The sequence below is a fragment of the Streptococcus oralis Uo5 genome (genome assembly GCF_000253155.1).
Classification (GTDB): domain Bacteria; phylum Bacillota; class Bacilli; order Lactobacillales; family Streptococcaceae; genus Streptococcus; species Streptococcus oralis_L.
In genome coordinates this window covers 1,425,547-1,442,826 of sequence record NC_015291.1, presented here as the reverse complement: position 1 = coordinate 1,442,826, position 17,280 = coordinate 1,425,547, and the positions used below count along the sequence as shown (strand labels likewise).

At 41.8% G+C, this 17,280-nt stretch carries 16 protein-coding genes; 9 read left to right on the top strand and 7 right to left on the bottom strand.

The window, feature by feature from the left end:
* Positions 1-131 precede the first annotated feature (131 nt).
* From thrS to SOR_RS07285, 3 genes are all read right to left on the bottom strand, one after another.
* Positions 132-2,075 carry a threonine--tRNA ligase gene (gene thrS / locus SOR_RS07295; protein WP_000591037.1) on the bottom strand — a complete coding sequence of 648 codons (1,944 nt, stop codon included), beginning with the start codon at positions 2,073-2,075 and terminating at the stop codon, positions 132-134.
* A 10-nt stretch (positions 2,076-2,085) separates the two neighbouring features.
* Positions 2,086-2,712, bottom strand: coding sequence for an adenylate kinase family protein (locus tag SOR_RS07290; RefSeq protein WP_013670263.1), 627 nt, complete (start codon positions 2,710-2,712; stop codon positions 2,086-2,088).
* 257 nt (positions 2,713-2,969) lie between these two features.
* A complete protein-coding gene (locus tag SOR_RS07285; protein WP_001181915.1) occupies positions 2,970-3,344 on the bottom strand; it encodes a hypothetical protein in 375 nt (124 codons plus the stop codon).
* A gap of 192 nt (positions 3,345-3,536) precedes the next feature.
* Between SOR_RS07285 and SOR_RS07280 the strand changes: the two genes are divergently transcribed.
* From SOR_RS07280 to SOR_RS07270, 3 genes are all read left to right on the top strand, one after another.
* Positions 3,537-4,388 carry a metallophosphoesterase family protein gene (locus tag SOR_RS07280; RefSeq protein WP_000161108.1) on the top strand — a complete coding sequence of 284 codons (852 nt, stop codon included), beginning with the start codon at positions 3,537-3,539 and terminating at the stop codon, positions 4,386-4,388.
* A 160-nt stretch (positions 4,389-4,548) separates the two neighbouring features.
* Positions 4,549-5,490: a hypothetical protein gene (locus SOR_RS07275; RefSeq protein WP_000801525.1), complete on the top strand. Its 942-nt coding sequence runs from the start codon at positions 4,549-4,551 to the stop codon at positions 5,488-5,490.
* A 166-nt stretch (positions 5,491-5,656) separates the two neighbouring features.
* Positions 5,657-6,094: an Rrf2 family transcriptional regulator gene (locus SOR_RS07270; protein ID WP_001167394.1), complete on the top strand. Its 438-nt coding sequence runs from the start codon at positions 5,657-5,659 to the stop codon at positions 6,092-6,094.
* Positions 6,095-6,261: 167 nt separating this feature from the next.
* Here the strand turns inward: SOR_RS07270 and SOR_RS07265 are convergent, their stop codons facing one another.
* The 4 genes from SOR_RS07265 to SOR_RS07250 are packed head-to-tail and all read right to left on the bottom strand — an operon-like array spanning position 6,262 to position 9,184.
* Complete coding sequence (locus SOR_RS07265) at positions 6,262-6,921, bottom strand: amino acid ABC transporter permease (protein WP_000443846.1); 660 nt, start codon at positions 6,919-6,921, stop codon at positions 6,262-6,264.
* Between the two features lie 9 nt (positions 6,922-6,930).
* A complete protein-coding gene (locus SOR_RS07260) occupies positions 6,931-7,608 on the bottom strand; it encodes an amino acid ABC transporter permease (protein WP_000131152.1) in 678 nt (225 codons plus the stop codon).
* 12 nt (positions 7,609-7,620) lie between these two features.
* Positions 7,621-8,415: a transporter substrate-binding domain-containing protein gene (locus SOR_RS07255; protein WP_000726174.1), complete on the bottom strand. Its 795-nt coding sequence runs from the start codon at positions 8,413-8,415 to the stop codon at positions 7,621-7,623.
* A 10-nt stretch (positions 8,416-8,425) separates the two neighbouring features.
* On the bottom strand, positions 8,426-9,184 hold the full coding sequence (locus SOR_RS07250) for an amino acid ABC transporter ATP-binding protein (RefSeq protein ID WP_001229582.1): 759 nt from the start codon (positions 9,182-9,184) through the stop codon (positions 8,426-8,428).
* A 177-nt stretch (positions 9,185-9,361) separates the two neighbouring features.
* Here SOR_RS07250 and recJ point away from each other — a divergent pair, with 177 nt between their 5' ends.
* The 6 genes from recJ to SOR_RS07215 all read left to right on the top strand — a co-directional run bounded on the left by recJ (position 9,362) and on the right by SOR_RS07215 (position 17,237).
* Positions 9,362-11,578, top strand: coding sequence for a single-stranded-DNA-specific exonuclease RecJ (gene recJ, locus SOR_RS07245; RefSeq protein WP_041170869.1), 2,217 nt, complete (start codon positions 9,362-9,364; stop codon positions 11,576-11,578).
* A gap of 5 nt (positions 11,579-11,583) precedes the next feature.
* On the top strand, positions 11,584-12,405 hold the full coding sequence (locus SOR_RS07240; RefSeq protein WP_013670262.1) for a hypothetical protein: 822 nt from the start codon (positions 11,584-11,586) through the stop codon (positions 12,403-12,405).
* A gap of 358 nt (positions 12,406-12,763) precedes the next feature.
* Positions 12,764-13,411, top strand: coding sequence for a COG3942 and LysM peptidoglycan-binding domain-containing protein (locus SOR_RS07235; protein WP_000754475.1), 648 nt, complete (start codon positions 12,764-12,766; stop codon positions 13,409-13,411).
* 509 nt (positions 13,412-13,920) lie between these two features.
* Complete coding sequence (locus SOR_RS07225; protein WP_000065641.1) at positions 13,921-15,582, top strand: ribonuclease J; 1,662 nt, start codon at positions 13,921-13,923, stop codon at positions 15,580-15,582.
* A 69-nt stretch (positions 15,583-15,651) separates the two neighbouring features.
* On the top strand, positions 15,652-16,431 hold the full coding sequence (locus SOR_RS07220) for an alpha/beta hydrolase (protein WP_000290049.1): 780 nt from the start codon (positions 15,652-15,654) through the stop codon (positions 16,429-16,431).
* 104 nt (positions 16,432-16,535) lie between these two features.
* The gene (locus SOR_RS07215) at positions 16,536-17,237 is read left to right on the top strand and encodes a M57 family metalloprotease (RefSeq protein WP_000498552.1); all 702 of its coding nucleotides are present in this window, start codon (positions 16,536-16,538) and stop codon (positions 17,235-17,237) included.
* Positions 17,238-17,280 lie beyond the last annotated feature (43 nt).

The following is a 17,280-nucleotide window of genomic DNA, read 5'->3' as shown; positions in this document are numbered from 1 at the left end:
TTTATGAGGATACCATTTGTGGTGGTTTAACCAATCACTACTAGCTCAGGTTAAATAAAATATAAAAAAGCAACAACTGAAATAGTTGTTGCTTTTTCTTACTGAAAAATGTTTCTCAGACAGTGATTGTTTTATTTCTCAACACGAGATTTGTTGGCGATATCAGCAAGGATTGCTGCTACAAACTCATCTACTGGGACAGTTTGTGTTTCTTTTTGGCCATAGCGACGAACGTTGACAGTTCCGTCTTCCATTTCCTTATCACCAACGATCAATTGGTAAGGAATCTTGCTGGTTTGAGAAGCACGGATCTTGAACTGCATTTTTTCATTGCGCTCATCTACGTCTGCACGGACACCGCGGTCACGGAGTTTCTTAGCCACTTCCCAAGCGTAGTCCACGTGTTTTTCGTTAGAAACAGGGATGAGAGTTACTTGATGTGGTGCAAGCCATGTTGGGAAGGCACCCTTGTAGTTTTCAATCAAGATAGCTGTGAAGCGTTCCATAGTGGAGATAACCCCACGGTGGATCATAACTGGGCGATGTTCTTCACCGTCAGCACCGATGTATTTGAGGTCAAAACGTTCAGGAAGCAAGAAGTCAAGCTGGATAGTAGAAAGGGTTTCTTCTTTTCCAAGAGCTGTCTTAACCTGAATATCCAATTTTGGACCGTAGAAGGCTGCTTCACCTTCTGCTTCAAAGTAGTCAACACCCATTTCATCAAGGGCTGCACGAAGCATGGTTTGGGCATTTTCCCACATCTCATCGTTGTCAAAGTACTTGTGAGTATCTTGAGGGTCACGAAGAGATAGGCGGAAGCGGTATTCATTCAAGTTGAAGTCTTCATAAACATCGATAATCAACTGAAGGGCACGTTGGAATTCTTCTTGGATTTGTTCAGGAGTCACAAAGAGGTGACCGTCGTTGAGGGACATTTCACGCACACGTTGAAGACCAGTGAGGGCACCAGATTTTTCATAACGGTGCATCATTCCGATTTCAGCGATACGGATTGGCAATTCGCGGTAAGAGTGAACATGGTGCTTGAAGACTTGGATGTGGTGCGGACAGTTCATTGGACGAAGGACAAATTCTTCCCCGTCACCCATGTCCATAGTTGGGAACATGTCTTCCTGGTAATGATCCCAGTGACCAGAAGTTTTGTAGAGTTCAACAGAAGCAAGTGGTGGAGTGTAGACGTGTTGGTAGCCAGAAGCTAACTCCTTGTCGACAATGTAGCGTTCCAATTCACGACGGATCGTTGCACCATTTGGCAACCAGAATGGCAAACCTTGTCCGACTTCTTGGGAAATCATGAAGAGGTCAAGCTCTTTACCAAGTTTACGGTGGTCACGTTCTTTGGCTTCTTCACGCATTTGAAGGTAGTTTTTCAAGTCTTTCTTGTCAAACCAAGCTGTACCGTAGATCCGTTGCATCATAGCGTTGTCACTATTTCCACGCCAGTAAGCACCTGCTACATGGAGCAGGTGGAAGATTTGGATGCGTCCTGTTGAAGGAACGTGCGGGCCACGGCAGAGGTCCACGTATTCACCCTGACGGTAGATAGTCAAACCACCCTCGTCTTCAGAGTGTTCTTCAATCAATTCCAACTTGTAAGGGTCGTTTTTGAAGATTTCACGCGCTTCATCTTTAGTCACTTCTTCACGAATAGATGGGAAGTTTTCTTTGACGATTTTTTGCATTTCTTCTTCGATACGAGGAAGGTCTTCGTTAGAGATTTGACCAGCAGTATTGTCGGTATCGTAGTAGAAGCCATCTTCAATAGCCGGACCAACTCCCAAGTGAATATCAGGGAAAAGGCGACGAGCTGCTTGGGCAAACAAGTGGGCAGCTGAGTGGCGCAAGATTGGAAGGGCATCTTCGTGATCAGGTGTCACGATTTCGATGCTTCCATCTTCAGTGATAGCACGAGTCGTGTCGATGAGTTTGCCGTTGAATTTACCAGCGAGAGCTTTTTTAGCTAGAGAATTGCTGATAGATTGGGCAATTTCAAAAGTTGTCACGCCAGATTCGAATTCACGAACAGCGCCATCTGGGAAAGTAATCTTAATCATGATTTTCTCCTTAAATATTTATTCTATTTTTGTTGGACAATTTTAAGAGCCGAGCAACTTCTTCCACAGTCTGATTCTCTGATTGACTGCCATCTGTTACGAGACTAGGATAGCCTAATTTCATCGCTTCCTTACGAACCATTTGGGCAAAAAGAATGTCTCGTTGCATCCAGTTTTCAAAAGCTTGCTCAGGGTTGGTTGTACCCTCTAAGACATAAGGAACCCATTCTCTCTGTATATAATGCTTTTTTTGAAAATCAGCTGTCGGAGTCAAGCATAGATAGGAAGACGCTGGGCATTCAAGCTCCTTTACCAAGTGAGGCAAAAGTCCTGCTCCCTCCACCAAGAGAGGTCTGTTTTGATTCTTTATCAAGTAAGATTTTACATAAGGAAAAATCTCTTCATAAAAGCGCCATTCTTCATCTGCCATCTCTTCTGGATTTCTCATCCAGACTTGTTCTGGATTTCTATCCTGCCTAAGAAGGCAAATTGGCTGTGAGTCTTCACTTGCTTGACTCATCATCTTTTCTACCAAATCATCCAGTTTGATATGAAGTAGTTGATACTGTCTAGCAAGAAGTGAGGCAATTGTTGACTTTCCACTGCAAGGCGATCCGCCAATCATATAAAGCATCATTCTTCCTCCTTCTGACAAAACAAAAACGACATCCTAAAAGGACGTCGCAACGTGGTTCCACCTTCATTTATGTTCCTCAAAAAAGAGGGACACCTCTGATTGGCTTTAACGTAGCCACCGTTTTATGTTTTCATAAAAGTCAGTAGAGTAGTATCAGTTTAGGCTTTCTATGCGTTTCCAGCAACCACGCACTCTCTAGTAGAAAGGGACTAAGTGACTTGTCTCTATGCATTATTATAGCATGATTGCGAGAATTTTCAAGGTTTTTGTATAATTTTTTTATTTTTCTCTCGCTGGAAGACATGCTTGATCCCCACACCAGAAACCAAGCCAAGTAGGGCAAAGAGCTCATAGGCTAGGAAGTAAAGCAGGATGAATTCGCCAAAGGTGATGATGGTAAAGCAATAGAGCAGACCAATACCGAGTAGCCACCAAAGTGAGAAATGAAATCGATAGCTATAAAGTAGTGATACGATAAAGGTTACCAGAGGTGAAAAGAGGATGATGTTGTAAATGTACAGTCCCTTCAGTGTATATGGGTCAGAGATGAGTAGAGAGAGGAGTTCATAGAGTGGCCAGTAAAAAAAGAAAATGACAAGGTAGAATGGGATATGCTTAAGATAATTCTGCATGGCAATAGTCCTCCAATCTGGAAAAATTGAGAGATATTGTAGACCACATAATCCTAAATGAAGGGGAAATCTCTACTTATATTATAGCACGAGTTAGAAGCTCTTACAATTTAATCCAGTGATTAGTGATAGTAATCTTTTCGAGTGTTTTCTGTTATAATACTAACAAAAGAAGGAAAATAAGGAGAAAGAATGACCAAAATAGCAGTTCTTTCAGACATACATGGAAATACGACAGCTTTGGAAGCTGTACTGGCTGATGCAAGAGCGGCAGAGGTAGACGAGTACTGGCTTTTGGGAGATATTCTGATGCCAGGAACAGGACGTAGAAGGATATTGGACCTCTTAGCTAGCTTGCCTATTACAGTAAGAGTTCTGGGAAATTGGGAAAATAGTCTCTGGCGAGGCCTGCATCGCAAGTTAGATCCTACAAAAGCGAGTCATTCTTATCTCCTGCGTCAAAGTCAGTATATCTTAGAGGAGATTAGCCCTAAAGAAATCGAAGACCTCAATAATCAACCCATGCAAGTTCATCGTCAGTTTGGTGATTTGATGGTGGGAATCACTCATCATCTCCCTGATAAAAACTGGGGTAGAGAATTGATCCATACGGGAAAACAAGAAGATTTTGATAGATTAGTGACGAATCCACACGCCTCTATCGCAGTATATGGCCATATCCACCAACAGTTACTTCGTTATGGAAGTGACGGTCAGTTGATTCTCAATCCAGGATCCATTGGACAACCCTTCTTTTTAGATGCGAAGTTGCGTAAGGATCTGCGGGCTCAGTATATGATCTTAGAGTTTGATGAATCTGGTTTGTCTGATGTTGATTTTCGTCAAGTGGATTATGATGTAGAAGCTGAATTGCAGTTGGCTAAGGATTTGAAGCTCCCCTATTTCCAGGTCTACTATGAAAGTTTGGTAAATGGGATTCACCATACTCATAACCATGAATTGTTAGGTCAGATTAGTGAACAAGAAGGTTATGATCAGGATGTTGAACTCTGGATGGAAAGAGACAAGAAAGATTGGTTTTAAGAGGAGTTCTAGCTAGAAATCAGATAGTCTAGTGACTGCTGTTTCCCGATAAGTCGAACTGGATACGAATTGACGGCTTCTCAAATTTATGTTAGAATAACGGAATATAACTAATTTGAATCTCATACTAATTGATATTCAAAATAAGAGGAGACAGATAATGAAACCAGAAGAGTTACACGCTATTGCCTCGGAGTTGGGCTTGCAATTTGACGAAGATTCGCGTAGTATTTATGGCACGCAGTCAGGCTATTTACTTTTCCTGCAAGAAACTGATGTGAAAAATCAGTTTCGACTTTGCGTCAGTGTGAGTTTGAATGGCAATCCTGCGGATTCAGAAGAAAATGAATTGGTTTGGGATGAGTTTAAGAGTGAATCTCTTCCAAACTTGTCGACCTTGTCTATCAACCAGTACCTTGTTTCTTTTGTTGTAAAAGGTGCCATGCGCAAATCAAAAACAATTGAGAAGTTACAGACGCTCATAACAGATCTCGTTGCCTTCCTTGAAACCCATCATTTCGTCCAAGTGTGTGCCTACAGTGGTCAGGAGGGTCCTGTTGGTCTCTATCAATTAGGTGATTCAATTTTCCTTATCAATGAGGAAAGTTATCAATTGCTGAAGAGCAATCTTCAGATTGAGGTGGATTCTTATCAAAATCAAAAGGAAAATGTTCTTCTTGGAGCAGTTGGTGCGTTGCTTGGAGCCTTGATTGGTGGAGCAGTTGCTCTATTTATCGCTCGTCTAGGTTATGTAGCTATGGTAGCGGGTATTGTTCTGGGGATTTGTACCATTAAAGGATATGAAATCCTTGGAAGAAAGGTATCTCGAAAGGGGATTGTGATTTCCTCTATTTGGATGGTGATTACTGTTTTTCTAGTGAATCAAATTGATTTGGCGATGGAAGTCGTTTCCAAACTAGGGGTTGAGTTTGCCTTTGCTTTCCGAGTGGTAAATCAATTAATCTTTAGCGGTGATTTCCCAGATAACTATTTTTATAATCTAGCTATGTTAGCTGTGTTTACCTTAGTTGGTGCTGGTGTGTCTATCAGCTCAGTCTGGTCAAGCCATAAAACAAAAGGGATTGTCCGTAAAATTGCATAAAAAAAATAAGTCTTTGTATGCCCTCTACCGTTCTGGTTGGCAAGAGGGATACAGGACTTTTTGCATGGAGAAGATAATCAGTCGTTAATATTTGACAGGAAAACCAAAAACGGTATAATGTTTATACGGGAAAAGATGAATAAAATATCAGTGAAAGGAGAAGAAAATGCAAATTTCAAGTCGATTTACAATTGCGACTCATATGATGATTATTATTGCAATGCAGGATACAGAAAGTAAAGTAACCAGCGATTTTCTCGCTGCCAGCGTTGGGGTCAATCCAGTCATTATCCGTAAGACTTTATCGCAACTCAAAAAAGCTGGATTGATTTCAGTTGCTCGTGGTACGGGAGGAACTGAGATAATAAAAGACCTTCAGGATATCAGCTTGTTGGATGTCTACCAAGCTGTGGAGTGTTTAGGAAAATCTGGTAAGCTCTTTAGTTTCCATGACAATCCAAATCCTAATTGCCCAATTGGTGCTAATATCCATGGGGTCTTGGACCAAAAGCTGTTCGATGTCCAAGCAGCTATGGAAAACCAACTGCGTCAGACAAGTTTGGCTCAGGTTGTGGCCGATGCTCAGAATAAACTGTCTAAGTAAGAGGACTAAGGTTCTCTTTTTCTATTGCCCTTATGTAGCTAGGATGTAGCCGTGAGAGGAGGTAATAGACTACATGCAATAGAATTTTCTCTGGATAGTCAGAACCAAGACCAGCGCTTAGTAGCAGTCAAAAACCAGCTCCCTACATGCATGGAGAGCTGGTTTCTTTATTCTGCGGCTTGTTGCCAACGTTTTGCTAGCATATGAGATAAGCTAGAAATAGCAAAGTTAAAGATAAAGTAAATCAAGGCAATCAGGATATAAAGACTGAAGACCTGCTCAGGTTCAAAATAGCGTCCCATGAGGATTTGGCTAGCTCCAAAGAGCTCTTGTAGAGCGATAACAGAGTAGAGAAGGCTGGTATCCTTAATCACGGTCACAAACTGAGAAATGATAGCCGGCAGCATTTTACGGATTGCTTGTGGGAGAATGATGTAGTAGAGGATTTGCACTGAAGTGAATCCTTGCGACATTCCTGCTTCATACTGCCCTTTGTCCACAGCATTGAGGCCGCCTCGGATAATCTCAGCCAGGGCTGCTGATGTAAAGAGGGTGAAGGCGGTAATGCCAGCTGGCGTCGACTTCATCTTGAAAACCAAAAAGATAGTGAAAATCCAGAGGAGGTTGGGAACGTTACGTACAAACTCGATATAAATGCTGGAGATGATCCGCAAGACAGGATTTTTCCCATTTCTCATGACGGCTAGCACTGTTCCGATAAGGGTCGAGAGGACGATAGCAATCAGAGAAATATAGAGGGTCAAGCCAAATCCTTTAAAGATAAAGGCTAGGTTATCTGGGGTCAAAACTTCTAAAATAGATTCCATAGTAACCTCCTAAAGTGAATAGGCCTTTTTGTTGGCTTGCTCCATCTTGCGACCAAATTGGGCAACAGGGAAGCATAGGGCAAAGTAGAGAAGAGCAGCACCTAAAAAGGCTGGGATATAGTTTCCGTTGAGAGCCGACCAAGACTTAGTTACAAACATCAAGTCTACTCCAGAGATGATAGCTACGGTAGAGGTGTTCTTGATGAGGTTAACGATTTGGTTGGTCAATGGAGGGAGAATGATACGGAAGGCCTGAGGCAAGATAATCAAGCGCATAGCACTGATATAGGTGAAACCTTGCGACAAGGCGGCCTCCATCTGACCACTAGGAATAGACTGAATCCCTGAACGAATAACCTCAGCAATATAGGCACCGTGATAAAGTCCGACGCAGAGAACAGCTGTCCAATAAATCGGAATCATGATGGTGTGTTCACTGATAAGAGGCAAACCATAAAAAACAATGACAAACTGTACCAAGAGGGGGGTATTTTGGTAAAATTCGACAAAGATACGAGCCAAAATTCTTAAAATTTGATGTTTGCTAGTTGATAGGACTCCAAAGATGATTCCTAAGACCATAGCGAGGATAAAGGATCCGATAGCTAGGGCAAGGGTGAAGAGGAAACCATTGAAAAATTGTCCAAAATCCTGAAAATAGGCTGTCCAAGATGATAAATCTGTCATGGGGTGTCCTCCTTAATCTGCTGTATGGCTAGATGGTTTGAGCTTGTAACGGTCATAGAGTTTCTGTAAACTACCATCCTTGCTCCATTTAGTGACCAAGGTATCAAGATAGTCGTTGAGCTCGGTGTTTGATTTCTTGGTGACGATACCGTAGTCAGATGGCTTGAAACTATCTTCTAGTAGTTCTGTCCGTTTACTAATGTAGCCAGACAGGATAGAACGGTCTACGGAAAAGGCATCAATACGGTGAGCGTGAAGGGAAGTAATCAATTCTGGGTAGGAACCAAGTTCGACGAATTTAAAGGTTAGACCTTTCTTTTTGCCCAGTTCAGTAATCAAGCGCTGGGTAATAGATCCTTGAGCAACTCCGATCGTTTTACCGTTTAGGTCTTCAATGCTTTTGATATTGGCAGATTTGTTGACCAAAAAACCAGAAGCGTCCGTATAGTAGGGACTGGTGAAGTTGTATAATTTTTTACGTTCGTCTGTGATAGTGAAAGTTGCGATATCCATGTCGACCTGTTCATTGTCTAGAAGAGGGCCACGGGTTTGTGCGGTAACAGGCACATAGCGAACCTTGACCTTGAGCTCGTCTGCAATCATCTTGGCTAAGTCGGTTTCGATACCAGAATAAGTCCCTGTCTTGGGATCTTTGTAACCAAAATTGGGAACGTCTTGTTTGACACCGACAACCAGTTCGCCTCTTTTTTGAATGTCTGCGACGCTGGTATCAGCCTGAACTGGTTTGGCAGCAGCAAGGCCGAAAAGGCTAATCAATAATGCGGATAAAAAGAATTTCTTTTTCATAGGCGCCTCCTTATTTGACTTTATCACTTTCGTGGTTGATAATTTTGCTGAGGAATTGCTGGGCACGAGGTTCGCTTGGATTGTCGAAAAAGTCATCGACATCTGTCGTATCCACCAAAACTTCTCCGTCAGCCATAAAGATGATACGGTCAGCAACTTCACGGGCAAAGCCCATTTCGTGGGTAACGATAATCATGTTCATCCCGTCATGTGCCAGTTTTTGCATAACAGCTAGAACGTCTCCGATGGTCTCAGGGTCAAGGGCAGATGTTGGTTCATCAAAGAGGAGGAGTTCGGGATGCATAGCGAGTCCACGTGCGATGGCAATCCGTTGTTTTTGTCCACCAGATAGCATGGCTGGATAAGAATCTTTCTTATCCCACATGTTTACAAATTCCAGATATTTTTGGGCTGTTTTTTCAGCTTCTTTTTTATCAATTCCTAGAACTTTTACAGGCGCAAGTGTTACATTTTCTAACACTGTTTTATGTGGATAAAGGTTGAAATGTTGGAAAACCATGCCGACTTCCTTACGGAGAGGAACTAAATCTTTCTGACTGGCACCTGCTACTTGGTGTCCATTGACTAGGAGACTTCCTTTGTCAACAGCCTCCAAACCATTAATAGTACGGATAAGAGTGGACTTCCCAGAACCAGAAGGTCCAAGCAGGACAACAACTTGTCCTTTTTCAAAACGGAGATTGATGTCGCGGAGTGCGTGGTAGTCTCCGTAATATTTTTCGATGTTTTTAAATTCTACTAAAGCCATGAGAGATCTCCTTTGTGTTAGATTTTATAACACGATTCTACAACAAAAGAATGTTCTTGTCAAATCATATCTGAAAAAAATTCACTAAAATTTTATAAAAAAGCAATCTGGATAGAGAAAATGCCTAAATCATGTTATAATGAAACGATAGAATTCTTAGAAAGAGTGGATGTTTTTTTGATAACTCCTACTTATGAATGGCAGTTTGCCCCACAGGTTGAAGATGCGGATTTTACAAAGATAGCCAAGAAGGCTGGACTGGGCCCTGAGGTGGCTCGGTTATTATTTGAAAGAGGGATTCAGAATGAAGAAAGTCTAAAGAAGTTTTTAGAACCTTCTTTAGAGGACTTGCATGACCCTTATCTGCTCCATGATATGGATAAGGCAGTAGAACGGATTCGTCAGGCCATTGAAGAAGGGGAAAACATTCTCATCTATGGGGACTACGATGCGGATGGCATGACTTCAGCGTCGATTGTGAAGGAAAGTTTGGAACAGCTGGGCGCCGAGTGCCGTGTTTATCTGCCAAATCGCTTTACCGATGGCTACGGTCCTAATGCCAGTGTCTATAAATACTTTATCGAGCAAGAGGGAATTTCCCTGGTTGTGACAGTGGATAATGGGGTTGCAGGGCACGAAGCCATTGAATTGGCCCAGTCTATGGGAGTGGATGTCATTGTGACCGACCACCATTCCATGCCGGAAACCCTTCCTGATGCCTATGCGATTGTTCACCCTGAGCATCCGGATGCGGACTATCCTTTTAAACAGTTGGCTGGTTGCGGAGTGGCTTTCAAGCTGGCTTGCGCTCTTTTAGAAGAAGTACAAGTGGAGTTGCTTGATTTGGTTGCCATCGGAACCATTGCCGATATGGTGAGTCTGACGGATGAAAATCGTATCTTGGTTCAATATGGTCTGGAAATGTTGGGACATACCCAGCGCATTGGACTACAAGAAATGCTGGACATGGCTGGGATTGCTGCTAATGAAGTAACAGAAGAAACGATTGGTTTCCAGCTTGCACCGCGTTTGAATGCTTTGGGGCGTTTGGATGATCCCAATCCTGCCATTGATTTGCTGACTGGATTTGATGATGAGGAAGCGCATGAGATTGCCCTCATGATTCACCAGAAAAACGAAGAGCGCAAGGAAATCGTTCAGTCAATCTACGAAGAAGCTAAGACCATGGTGGATCCTGAGAAGAAGGTCCAGGTTTTGGCCAAGGAAGGCTGGAATCCTGGCGTTCTGGGTATCGTTGCTGGTCGTTTGTTGGAAGAACTAGGGCAGACAGTCATCGTTCTTAATATAGAAGAAGGTCGCGCCAAGGGTAGTGCTCGTAGTGTGGAAGCGGTCGATATTTTTGAAGCTCTGGATCCCCATCGAGACCTCTTTATCGCCTTTGGCGGCCATGCTGGTGCAGCTGGAATGACGCTGGAAGTTGAGAAACTTTCAGATTTATCTCAGGTTTTAGAAGACTATGTCCGTGAAAAAGGTGCAGATGCTGGTGGCAAGAATAAGTTAAATCTAGATGAAGAGTTGGATTTGGAGACTCTTAGTTTAGAAACGGTTAAAAGCTTTGAACGCTTGGCACCCTTTGGGATGGATAATCAGAAACCTGTCTTTTATATCAAGGATTTTCATGTCGAAAGTGCCAGAACCATGGGAGCAGGCAATGCCCACCTCAAACTAAAAATTTCCAAGGGTGAGGCGAGTTTTGAAGTGGTGGCCTTTGGACAAGGTAGATGGGCAACAGAATTTTCTCAAACCAAGAATCTAGAATTGGCAGTCACCCTGTCTGTCAATCAATGGAATGGCCAAACTGCCCTCCAGTTGATGATGGTGGATGCGCGTGTGGAAGGTGTTCAACTCTTTAACATTCGTGGGAAGAATGCAGTCTTGCCAGAAGGGGTTCCAGTCTTGGATTTCTCTGGAGAATTGCCGGATTTGGCGAATAGTGAAGCGGTTGTTGTGAAAACTATTCCCGAGGATATTACCTTGCTTAAGACCATTTTTCAGGAACAGGATTTCTCTGCTGTCTATTTCAAAAATGACATCGATAAGGCCTACTATCTGACAGGTTATGGGACTAGGGAACAGTTTGCAAAATTGTACAAGACCATTTACCAGTTCCCAGAGTTTGATATTCGCTACAAGCTGAAAGATTTGGCGGCTTATCTCAATATCCAACAAATCTTGCTGGTCAAGATGATCCAAGTATTTGAAGAGCTGGGCTTTGTGACAATCAAAGATGGTGTCATGACAGTCAATAAAGAAACGCCGAAAAGGGAAATTGCTGAAAGTCAGATTTACCAAAATCTCAAACAGACCGTTAAAGACCAAGAAATGATGGCACTGGGGACAGTGCAAGAAATGTATGACTTTTTGAAAGGATAAGCATGATGTCTTTAAAGAAAATTTCAAGCTGGATTGTTAAAGATAAAGTAATAGTAATATTCTTTTTTGTGTCTTTTTTACCTATATTGTATGCTGTTGTAAAAATTGTTTTAAAAACGCACTTTGGAACTGAAGATTTTGGTATTAATTTGAGAAAAACAATAGACTTTGATTGGTTAGCTTATTATGGGTCAATTATTGGGAGTTATTTGATTGTATATACTCTAAAGAATGAAAATACAAAATATAGGGAAGAAAAACGTGACTCAGTTAGACCAATATTGAATGTTGGATTAAATTATGAACAAATGGGAAGTAAAGATAAACATAAACATACCTCTAATTGTTTAAAAATAGATTCAGAACAAGGCAAGAAACAAGGCAAGAAACAAGGCAAGAATTATATCTGTCAGTATAATTATATAAAGATTAACAAAGAAGATGCTCAAGATGAAGAATCGATTGCTATTCTTATAAAAATTAGAAATATTGGGTTAGGTCATGCCTTAATTGATAAAATAGAATATATAGAAAAAAATGGATCGGGAGGTAATCATAAATTAAAGGCTGAAGAAAGATTTATGATTGATAAGAAACCTCAAAATAATCTACTATTGAAGTTTGACTCAAGAATTGAAGATATTGAAAAGATTAAAATATCTTTTATTGATATTTTAGAAAATAAATATGTCTATGATTTAAAATTAGAAGGAATCAATGATAAAATGAATTTTGTGAATATTGAGGGTAAAAAATTACATTTATTTAGCCTTACCAAGGCATATTTTGAAAGTTATTTTCCAGAGATAGTAGAAAAAGATAGCTAAAGAACCGTCAAATACCAAGAAATGATGGCGCTGGGTACCGTGCAGGAAATGTATGACTTTTTAATGGAGTTATGGGTGGAAAGGGACTGAGATGACCTATCTCGGTCTCTTTTTGACGGATAAATGCTTGGTGTGGGAGTGGTTGATTGGATAGTCTTTTGGATGGTTTGCTGATGTAAAGGTTGGGGAAATGATTCATTTTTTTATTCTCTTCTATCACTTTATACGATGTCTGCTTTTAAACCTTATGTAGTAAAAGTATAAATTTTTGTAACATGACTAAAATATAACTCTAAACGAACTGACATGTAAATCAAGTATGATTTTCTTATCAAGAAAATATAAGGGGAATCCAGTTATGAAAAAAACAGTTACGAAACTGACTCTTGGTTTGACTTCTACCGCTATTTTAGCTACAGTTGGTGCTCAAACTGTGCACGCGAACTCTTACGTTGTCCAAGACGGTGATTCATTTTATGCCATCGCAACTGCAAACGGCATGGATCCGCATGAGTTGGCAGCTTTGAATGGAAAAACCATCTTTGACACTATCCACCCAGGGGACGTATTGGAAGTGAGTGGTTCCGCTCAGGCTAGCTCAACCTACAGTGCTCCAGCTAGCACTGCGAACGTGGTATCTGATACAGAAGATGTTGTCGAAAAGACTCCGACAAACTATGGAAACTCTTATCCTGTTGGTCAGTGTACATGGGGCGTGAAAGAATTGGCACCTTGGGCTAGCAACTGGTGGGGAAATGCCAACACTTGGGCAATCTACGCGAGCGCTCAAGGTTATAAGACAGGAAGTATTCCAGTAGTAGGAGCAATCGCCGTTTGGGACGGTGGTGAATATGGACACGTTGCTTATGTAACAGATGTTCAAAGTGAAAACTCTATCCAGGTATTGGAAGCAAACTACAGACGTCAAAAGCAGATTGCGAATTACCGTGGCTTCTTTAATCCTCATGAATTTTTAGGTAACGTCACTTATATCTATCCAAACTAAAGATGATAAAAAGATTTAGAATTTCTAAGTCTTTTTTCTTTTTGAAAAAATTTCCTATCGTTACCCACCATCTTAGTGGCTAATTGCTGAAAATTTTTAGATTCTGTAGCGAACAGGAAATTCTCGCTTTTGCATGTAGATAAATCATGTCTTTGTAGAAAAAAGTTCTCAAGTCGAGAGGCGAAGGGCAAGAATTTAACTTGTTTTGAACTAAAAGAGAAATTTAGAGTTCGAGAAAGGTATCTGAAATCAAACTGATTCAGAAAATCCATATTTTTGATGGTACAATCGTTCTATTATCTTCGATGAAGCCTCCAAAAGAGAAGTCAAAGTAAAAGAATTCGATTCACAGTAGTGACTAATCTCTAGTTAAAAACCGATCTTCGTTTTGAAAATAATCAAAAAAATGGTATAATGGTAGGAAAAGATTCGGCTGGAAGTTTTAGAACTTTTAGAATAAGAGGGTGAATTCGCCCTATAATCAAGATAAATGAAGTTTCGGAGGAAAAATGAGTAATATTAGTTTAACAACACTAGGTGGTGTACGAGAAAATGGGAAAAATATGTACATCGCTGAAATCAATGGTTCTATTTTTGTTTTGGATGCTGGGCTTAAATACCCTGAAAATGAACAGCTTGGGGTTGATGTCGTCATTCCAAATATGGACTACCTTTTTGAAAATAGCGATCGTATCGCAGGTGTCTTCTTGACCCACGGACATGCGGATGCCATTGGAGCTCTGCCTTACCTTTTGGCAGAGGCTAAGGTGCCTGTGTTTGGCTCTGAGTTGACCATCGAGTTGGCGAAACTCTTTGTCAAAGGGAATGATGCTGTGAAGAAATTCAATGACTTTCATGTGATTGATGAGGATACGGAGATTGACTTTGGAGGAACTGAGGTTTCCTTCTTCCGTACAACTCACTCCATTCCAGAAAGTTTGGGAGTCGTCTTGAAAACTGCAAAAGGTAGCATTGTTTACACAGGTGACTTCAAGTTTGACCAGACTGCTAGCGAATCCTATGCGACGGATTTTGCTCGTTTGGCAGAAATCGGTCGTGATGGTGTCTTGGCGCTCCTCAGTGATTCAGCCAATGCGGACAGCAATATCCAAGTGGCAAGCGAGAGTGAAGTTGGGGATGAAATTACCCAGACCATTGCAGACTGGGAAGGTCGTATCATCGTTGCAGCAGTTGCCAGCAACCTTTCTCGTATCCAGCAGGTTTTTGATGCTGCAGCAGATACAGGTCGCAGAGTTGTTTTGACTGGATTTGATATTGAAAATATCGTCCGCACTGCGATTCGTCTCAAAAAATTATCCCTAGCTAATGAAAGTCTCTTGATTAAACCAAAAGAAATGTCTCGTTTTGAAGACCATGAGTTGATTATCCTTGAGACGGGCCGTATGGGTGAGCCTATTAATGGACTTCGTAAGATGTCTATTGGTCGCCACCGCTATGTGGAAATCAAAGATGGGGACTTGGTCTATATCGTAACGACTCCATCTATCGCCAAAGAAGCTGTCATGGCGCGTGTTGAAAACATGATCTACCAAGCTGGTGGTGTGGTGAAACTCATTACCCAAAGCTTGCGAGTATCCGGACACGGGAATGCGCGTGATTTGCAGTTGATGATTAATCTTTTGCAACCAAACTACCTCTTCCCTATCCAAGGAGAGTATCGTGAGTTGGATGCGCATGCCAAGGCTGCCATGGCAGTTGGGATGTTGCCGGAACGCATTTTCATCCCTAAAAAGGGAACGACCATGTCTTATGAACATGGAGACTTTGTTCCAGCTGGAGCAGTTTCTGCAGGGGATGTCTTGATTGACGGAAATGCCATCGGGGATGTTGGAAATGTCGTCCTTCGTGACCGTAAGGTCTTGTCTGAGGATGGGATCTTTATCGTGGCGATCACTGTCAACCGTCGTGAGAAGAAAATTGTGGCCAAGGCTCGCGTCCATACACGTGGATTTGTTTATCTCAAGAAGAGCCGCGATATTCTCCGTGAAAGTTCAGAATTGATTAACCAAACGGTAGAAGAGTATCTTCAAGGTGATGACTTTGACTGGGCAGATCTCAAAGGCAAGGTTCGCGACAATCTGACCAAGTACCTCTTTGATCAAACCAAGCGTCGTCCAGCAATCTTGCCAGTCGTAATGGAAGCAAAATAATAAGCAGAATACCTACAGAAAAAGTCGAAATTCGGCTTTTTCTTATAGAAATAGTAAAAGGAGACAACCATGGCAGTTATGAATATTGAGTATTACTCAGAAGTTTTGGATATGGAGTGGGGCGTTACCGTACTCTATCCAGATGCTAGTCGGGTGACTGAACCAGATTGCACAGATATTCCTGTTCTTTACCTTTTGCACGGAATGTCAGGAAACCAAAATAGCTGGCTCAAACGTACCAATGTCGAGCGTTTGTTGCGTGGAACCAATCTCATTGTTATCATGCCCAATACTAGCAATGGCTGGTACACAGATACTCAGTATGGCTATAACTACTATACTGCTCTAGCAGAAGAACTCCCCCAAGTCATGAAACGTTTCTTCCCCAATATGACCAGCAAGCGAGAAAAGACTTTCATAGCAGGTCTCTCCATGGGTGGCTACGGCTCCTTCAAACTCGCTTTATCGACGAATCGTTTTTCTCATGCGGCTAGTTTTTCTGGTGCGCTCAGTTTTCAAGAATTTTCTCCTGAAAGTCAGGATCTGGGATCGCTTGCCTACTGGAGAGGAGTTTTTGGAGAAATCAAAGACTGGGCAGCTAGTCCTCATTCGCTTGAAAGTATCGCTGCAAAATCCGATAAAAAAACCAAACTATGGGCTTGGTGTGGAGAGCAAGACTATCTCTACTCTGCCAATAATCTCGCAGTGAAAAACCTCAAAAAACTAGGTTTTGAGGTGACCTATAGTCATAGTCCAGGTAAGCACGAGTGGTACTACTGGGAAAAGCAATTGGAGCGTTTTTTGGCTACTCTACCAATTGACTTTGTCTTGGAAGAACGTTTATCTTAGTTTTAGGTTTCTTTCAGCTTTCTTCAGTAAAATAGAGAATCTATCTTGGTCAAGGAGAATGTGATTTCAAGATAGGTTCTTATTTTTATGAAAGGTGGGACGTCATGTTCTGGATTATTCGATTATTCTTCCGATTTCTTTTGGGAATTTGGCGTTTCTTCTGGCGTCTGGTTTGGACTGTGGTTATTTTACTACTCATTGCTTTTGGAGTGGTTTGGTATCTGTCTGGTGATTTTCATTCTGCGGTCAATCAAGTTGAAAAAATGAGTAAGATTGGTCAAGGTGGCTGGAATCAATGGAAGGAGACGGGAACGCTGGAAGTCTTGTCTCAGACAGATAGTCACCAACATGCAGAAGGCAAGTGGGCTCAGGCCTCAGCTCGCATCTATATTGAGCCTCAAATGGATGAAACCTTCCAAGGTGCCTATGCAGAAGCTATAAAAAACTGGAATCAAACGGGAGCCTTTACCTTTGAGGTGGTTGCGGATCCCAGCCAGGCAGATATTGTGGCAAGTGAGATGAATGATGGATCGACCGCTGTAGCTGGTCAAGCCGAGAGTCAAACCAATCTGTTGACCAATCAATTTATATCTGTAACGGTTCGCTTGAATCACTATTATCTATCCAATCCAAGTTATGGTTATTCTTATGAACGAATCGTGCACACGGCGGAGCACGAGCTGGGGCATGCCATCGGATTGGATCATACTAACGAGACCTCTGTTATGCAGCCTGCCGGCTCCTACTATGGGATTCAGCCCCAGGATGTGAAGGCTGTTCAAGAACTCTATACCGGTAGCGACTAGCTGAAGTCGGTGTAATCTAAAATGAAATCAAAGCTCCTCCATC

Excerpts from the sequence above, each read along its gene's own strand:
- SOR_RS07220 (WP_000290049.1), top strand. The coding sequence starts at position 15,652 with ATGGCAGTTATGAATATTGAGTATTACTCAGAAGTTTTGGATATGGAG.
- SOR_RS07225 (WP_000065641.1), top strand. The coding sequence starts at position 13,921 with ATGAGTAATATTAGTTTAACAACACTAGGTGGTGTACGAGAAAATGGG.
- SOR_RS07260 (WP_000131152.1), bottom strand. The coding sequence starts at position 7,608 with ATGACAGATTTATCATCTTGGACAGCCTATTTTCAGGATTTTGGACAA.
- SOR_RS07255 (WP_000726174.1), bottom strand. The coding sequence starts at position 8,415 with ATGAAAAAGAAATTCTTTTTATCCGCATTATTGATTAGCCTTTTCGGC.
- SOR_RS07270 (WP_001167394.1), top strand. The coding sequence starts at position 5,657 with ATGCAAATTTCAAGTCGATTTACAATTGCGACTCATATGATGATTATT.
- SOR_RS07240 (WP_013670262.1), top strand. The coding sequence starts at position 11,584 with ATGTCTTTAAAGAAAATTTCAAGCTGGATTGTTAAAGATAAAGTAATA.
- thrS (WP_000591037.1), bottom strand. The coding sequence starts at position 2,075 with ATGATTAAGATTACTTTCCCAGATGGCGCTGTTCGTGAATTCGAATCT.
- SOR_RS07280 (WP_000161108.1), top strand. The coding sequence starts at position 3,537 with ATGACCAAAATAGCAGTTCTTTCAGACATACATGGAAATACGACAGCT.
- SOR_RS07285 (WP_001181915.1), bottom strand. The coding sequence starts at position 3,344 with ATGCAGAATTATCTTAAGCATATCCCATTCTACCTTGTCATTTTCTTT.
- SOR_RS07250 (WP_001229582.1), bottom strand. The coding sequence starts at position 9,184 with ATGGCTTTAGTAGAATTTAAAAACATCGAAAAATATTACGGAGACTAC.
- SOR_RS07215 (WP_000498552.1), top strand. The coding sequence starts at position 16,536 with ATGTTCTGGATTATTCGATTATTCTTCCGATTTCTTTTGGGAATTTGG.
- SOR_RS07265 (WP_000443846.1), bottom strand. The coding sequence starts at position 6,921 with ATGGAATCTATTTTAGAAGTTTTGACCCCAGATAACCTAGCCTTTATC.
- SOR_RS07275 (WP_000801525.1), top strand. The coding sequence starts at position 4,549 with ATGAAACCAGAAGAGTTACACGCTATTGCCTCGGAGTTGGGCTTGCAA.
- SOR_RS07290 (WP_013670263.1), bottom strand. The coding sequence starts at position 2,712 with ATGATGCTTTATATGATTGGCGGATCGCCTTGCAGTGGAAAGTCAACA.
- SOR_RS07235 (WP_000754475.1), top strand. The coding sequence starts at position 12,764 with ATGAAAAAAACAGTTACGAAACTGACTCTTGGTTTGACTTCTACCGCT.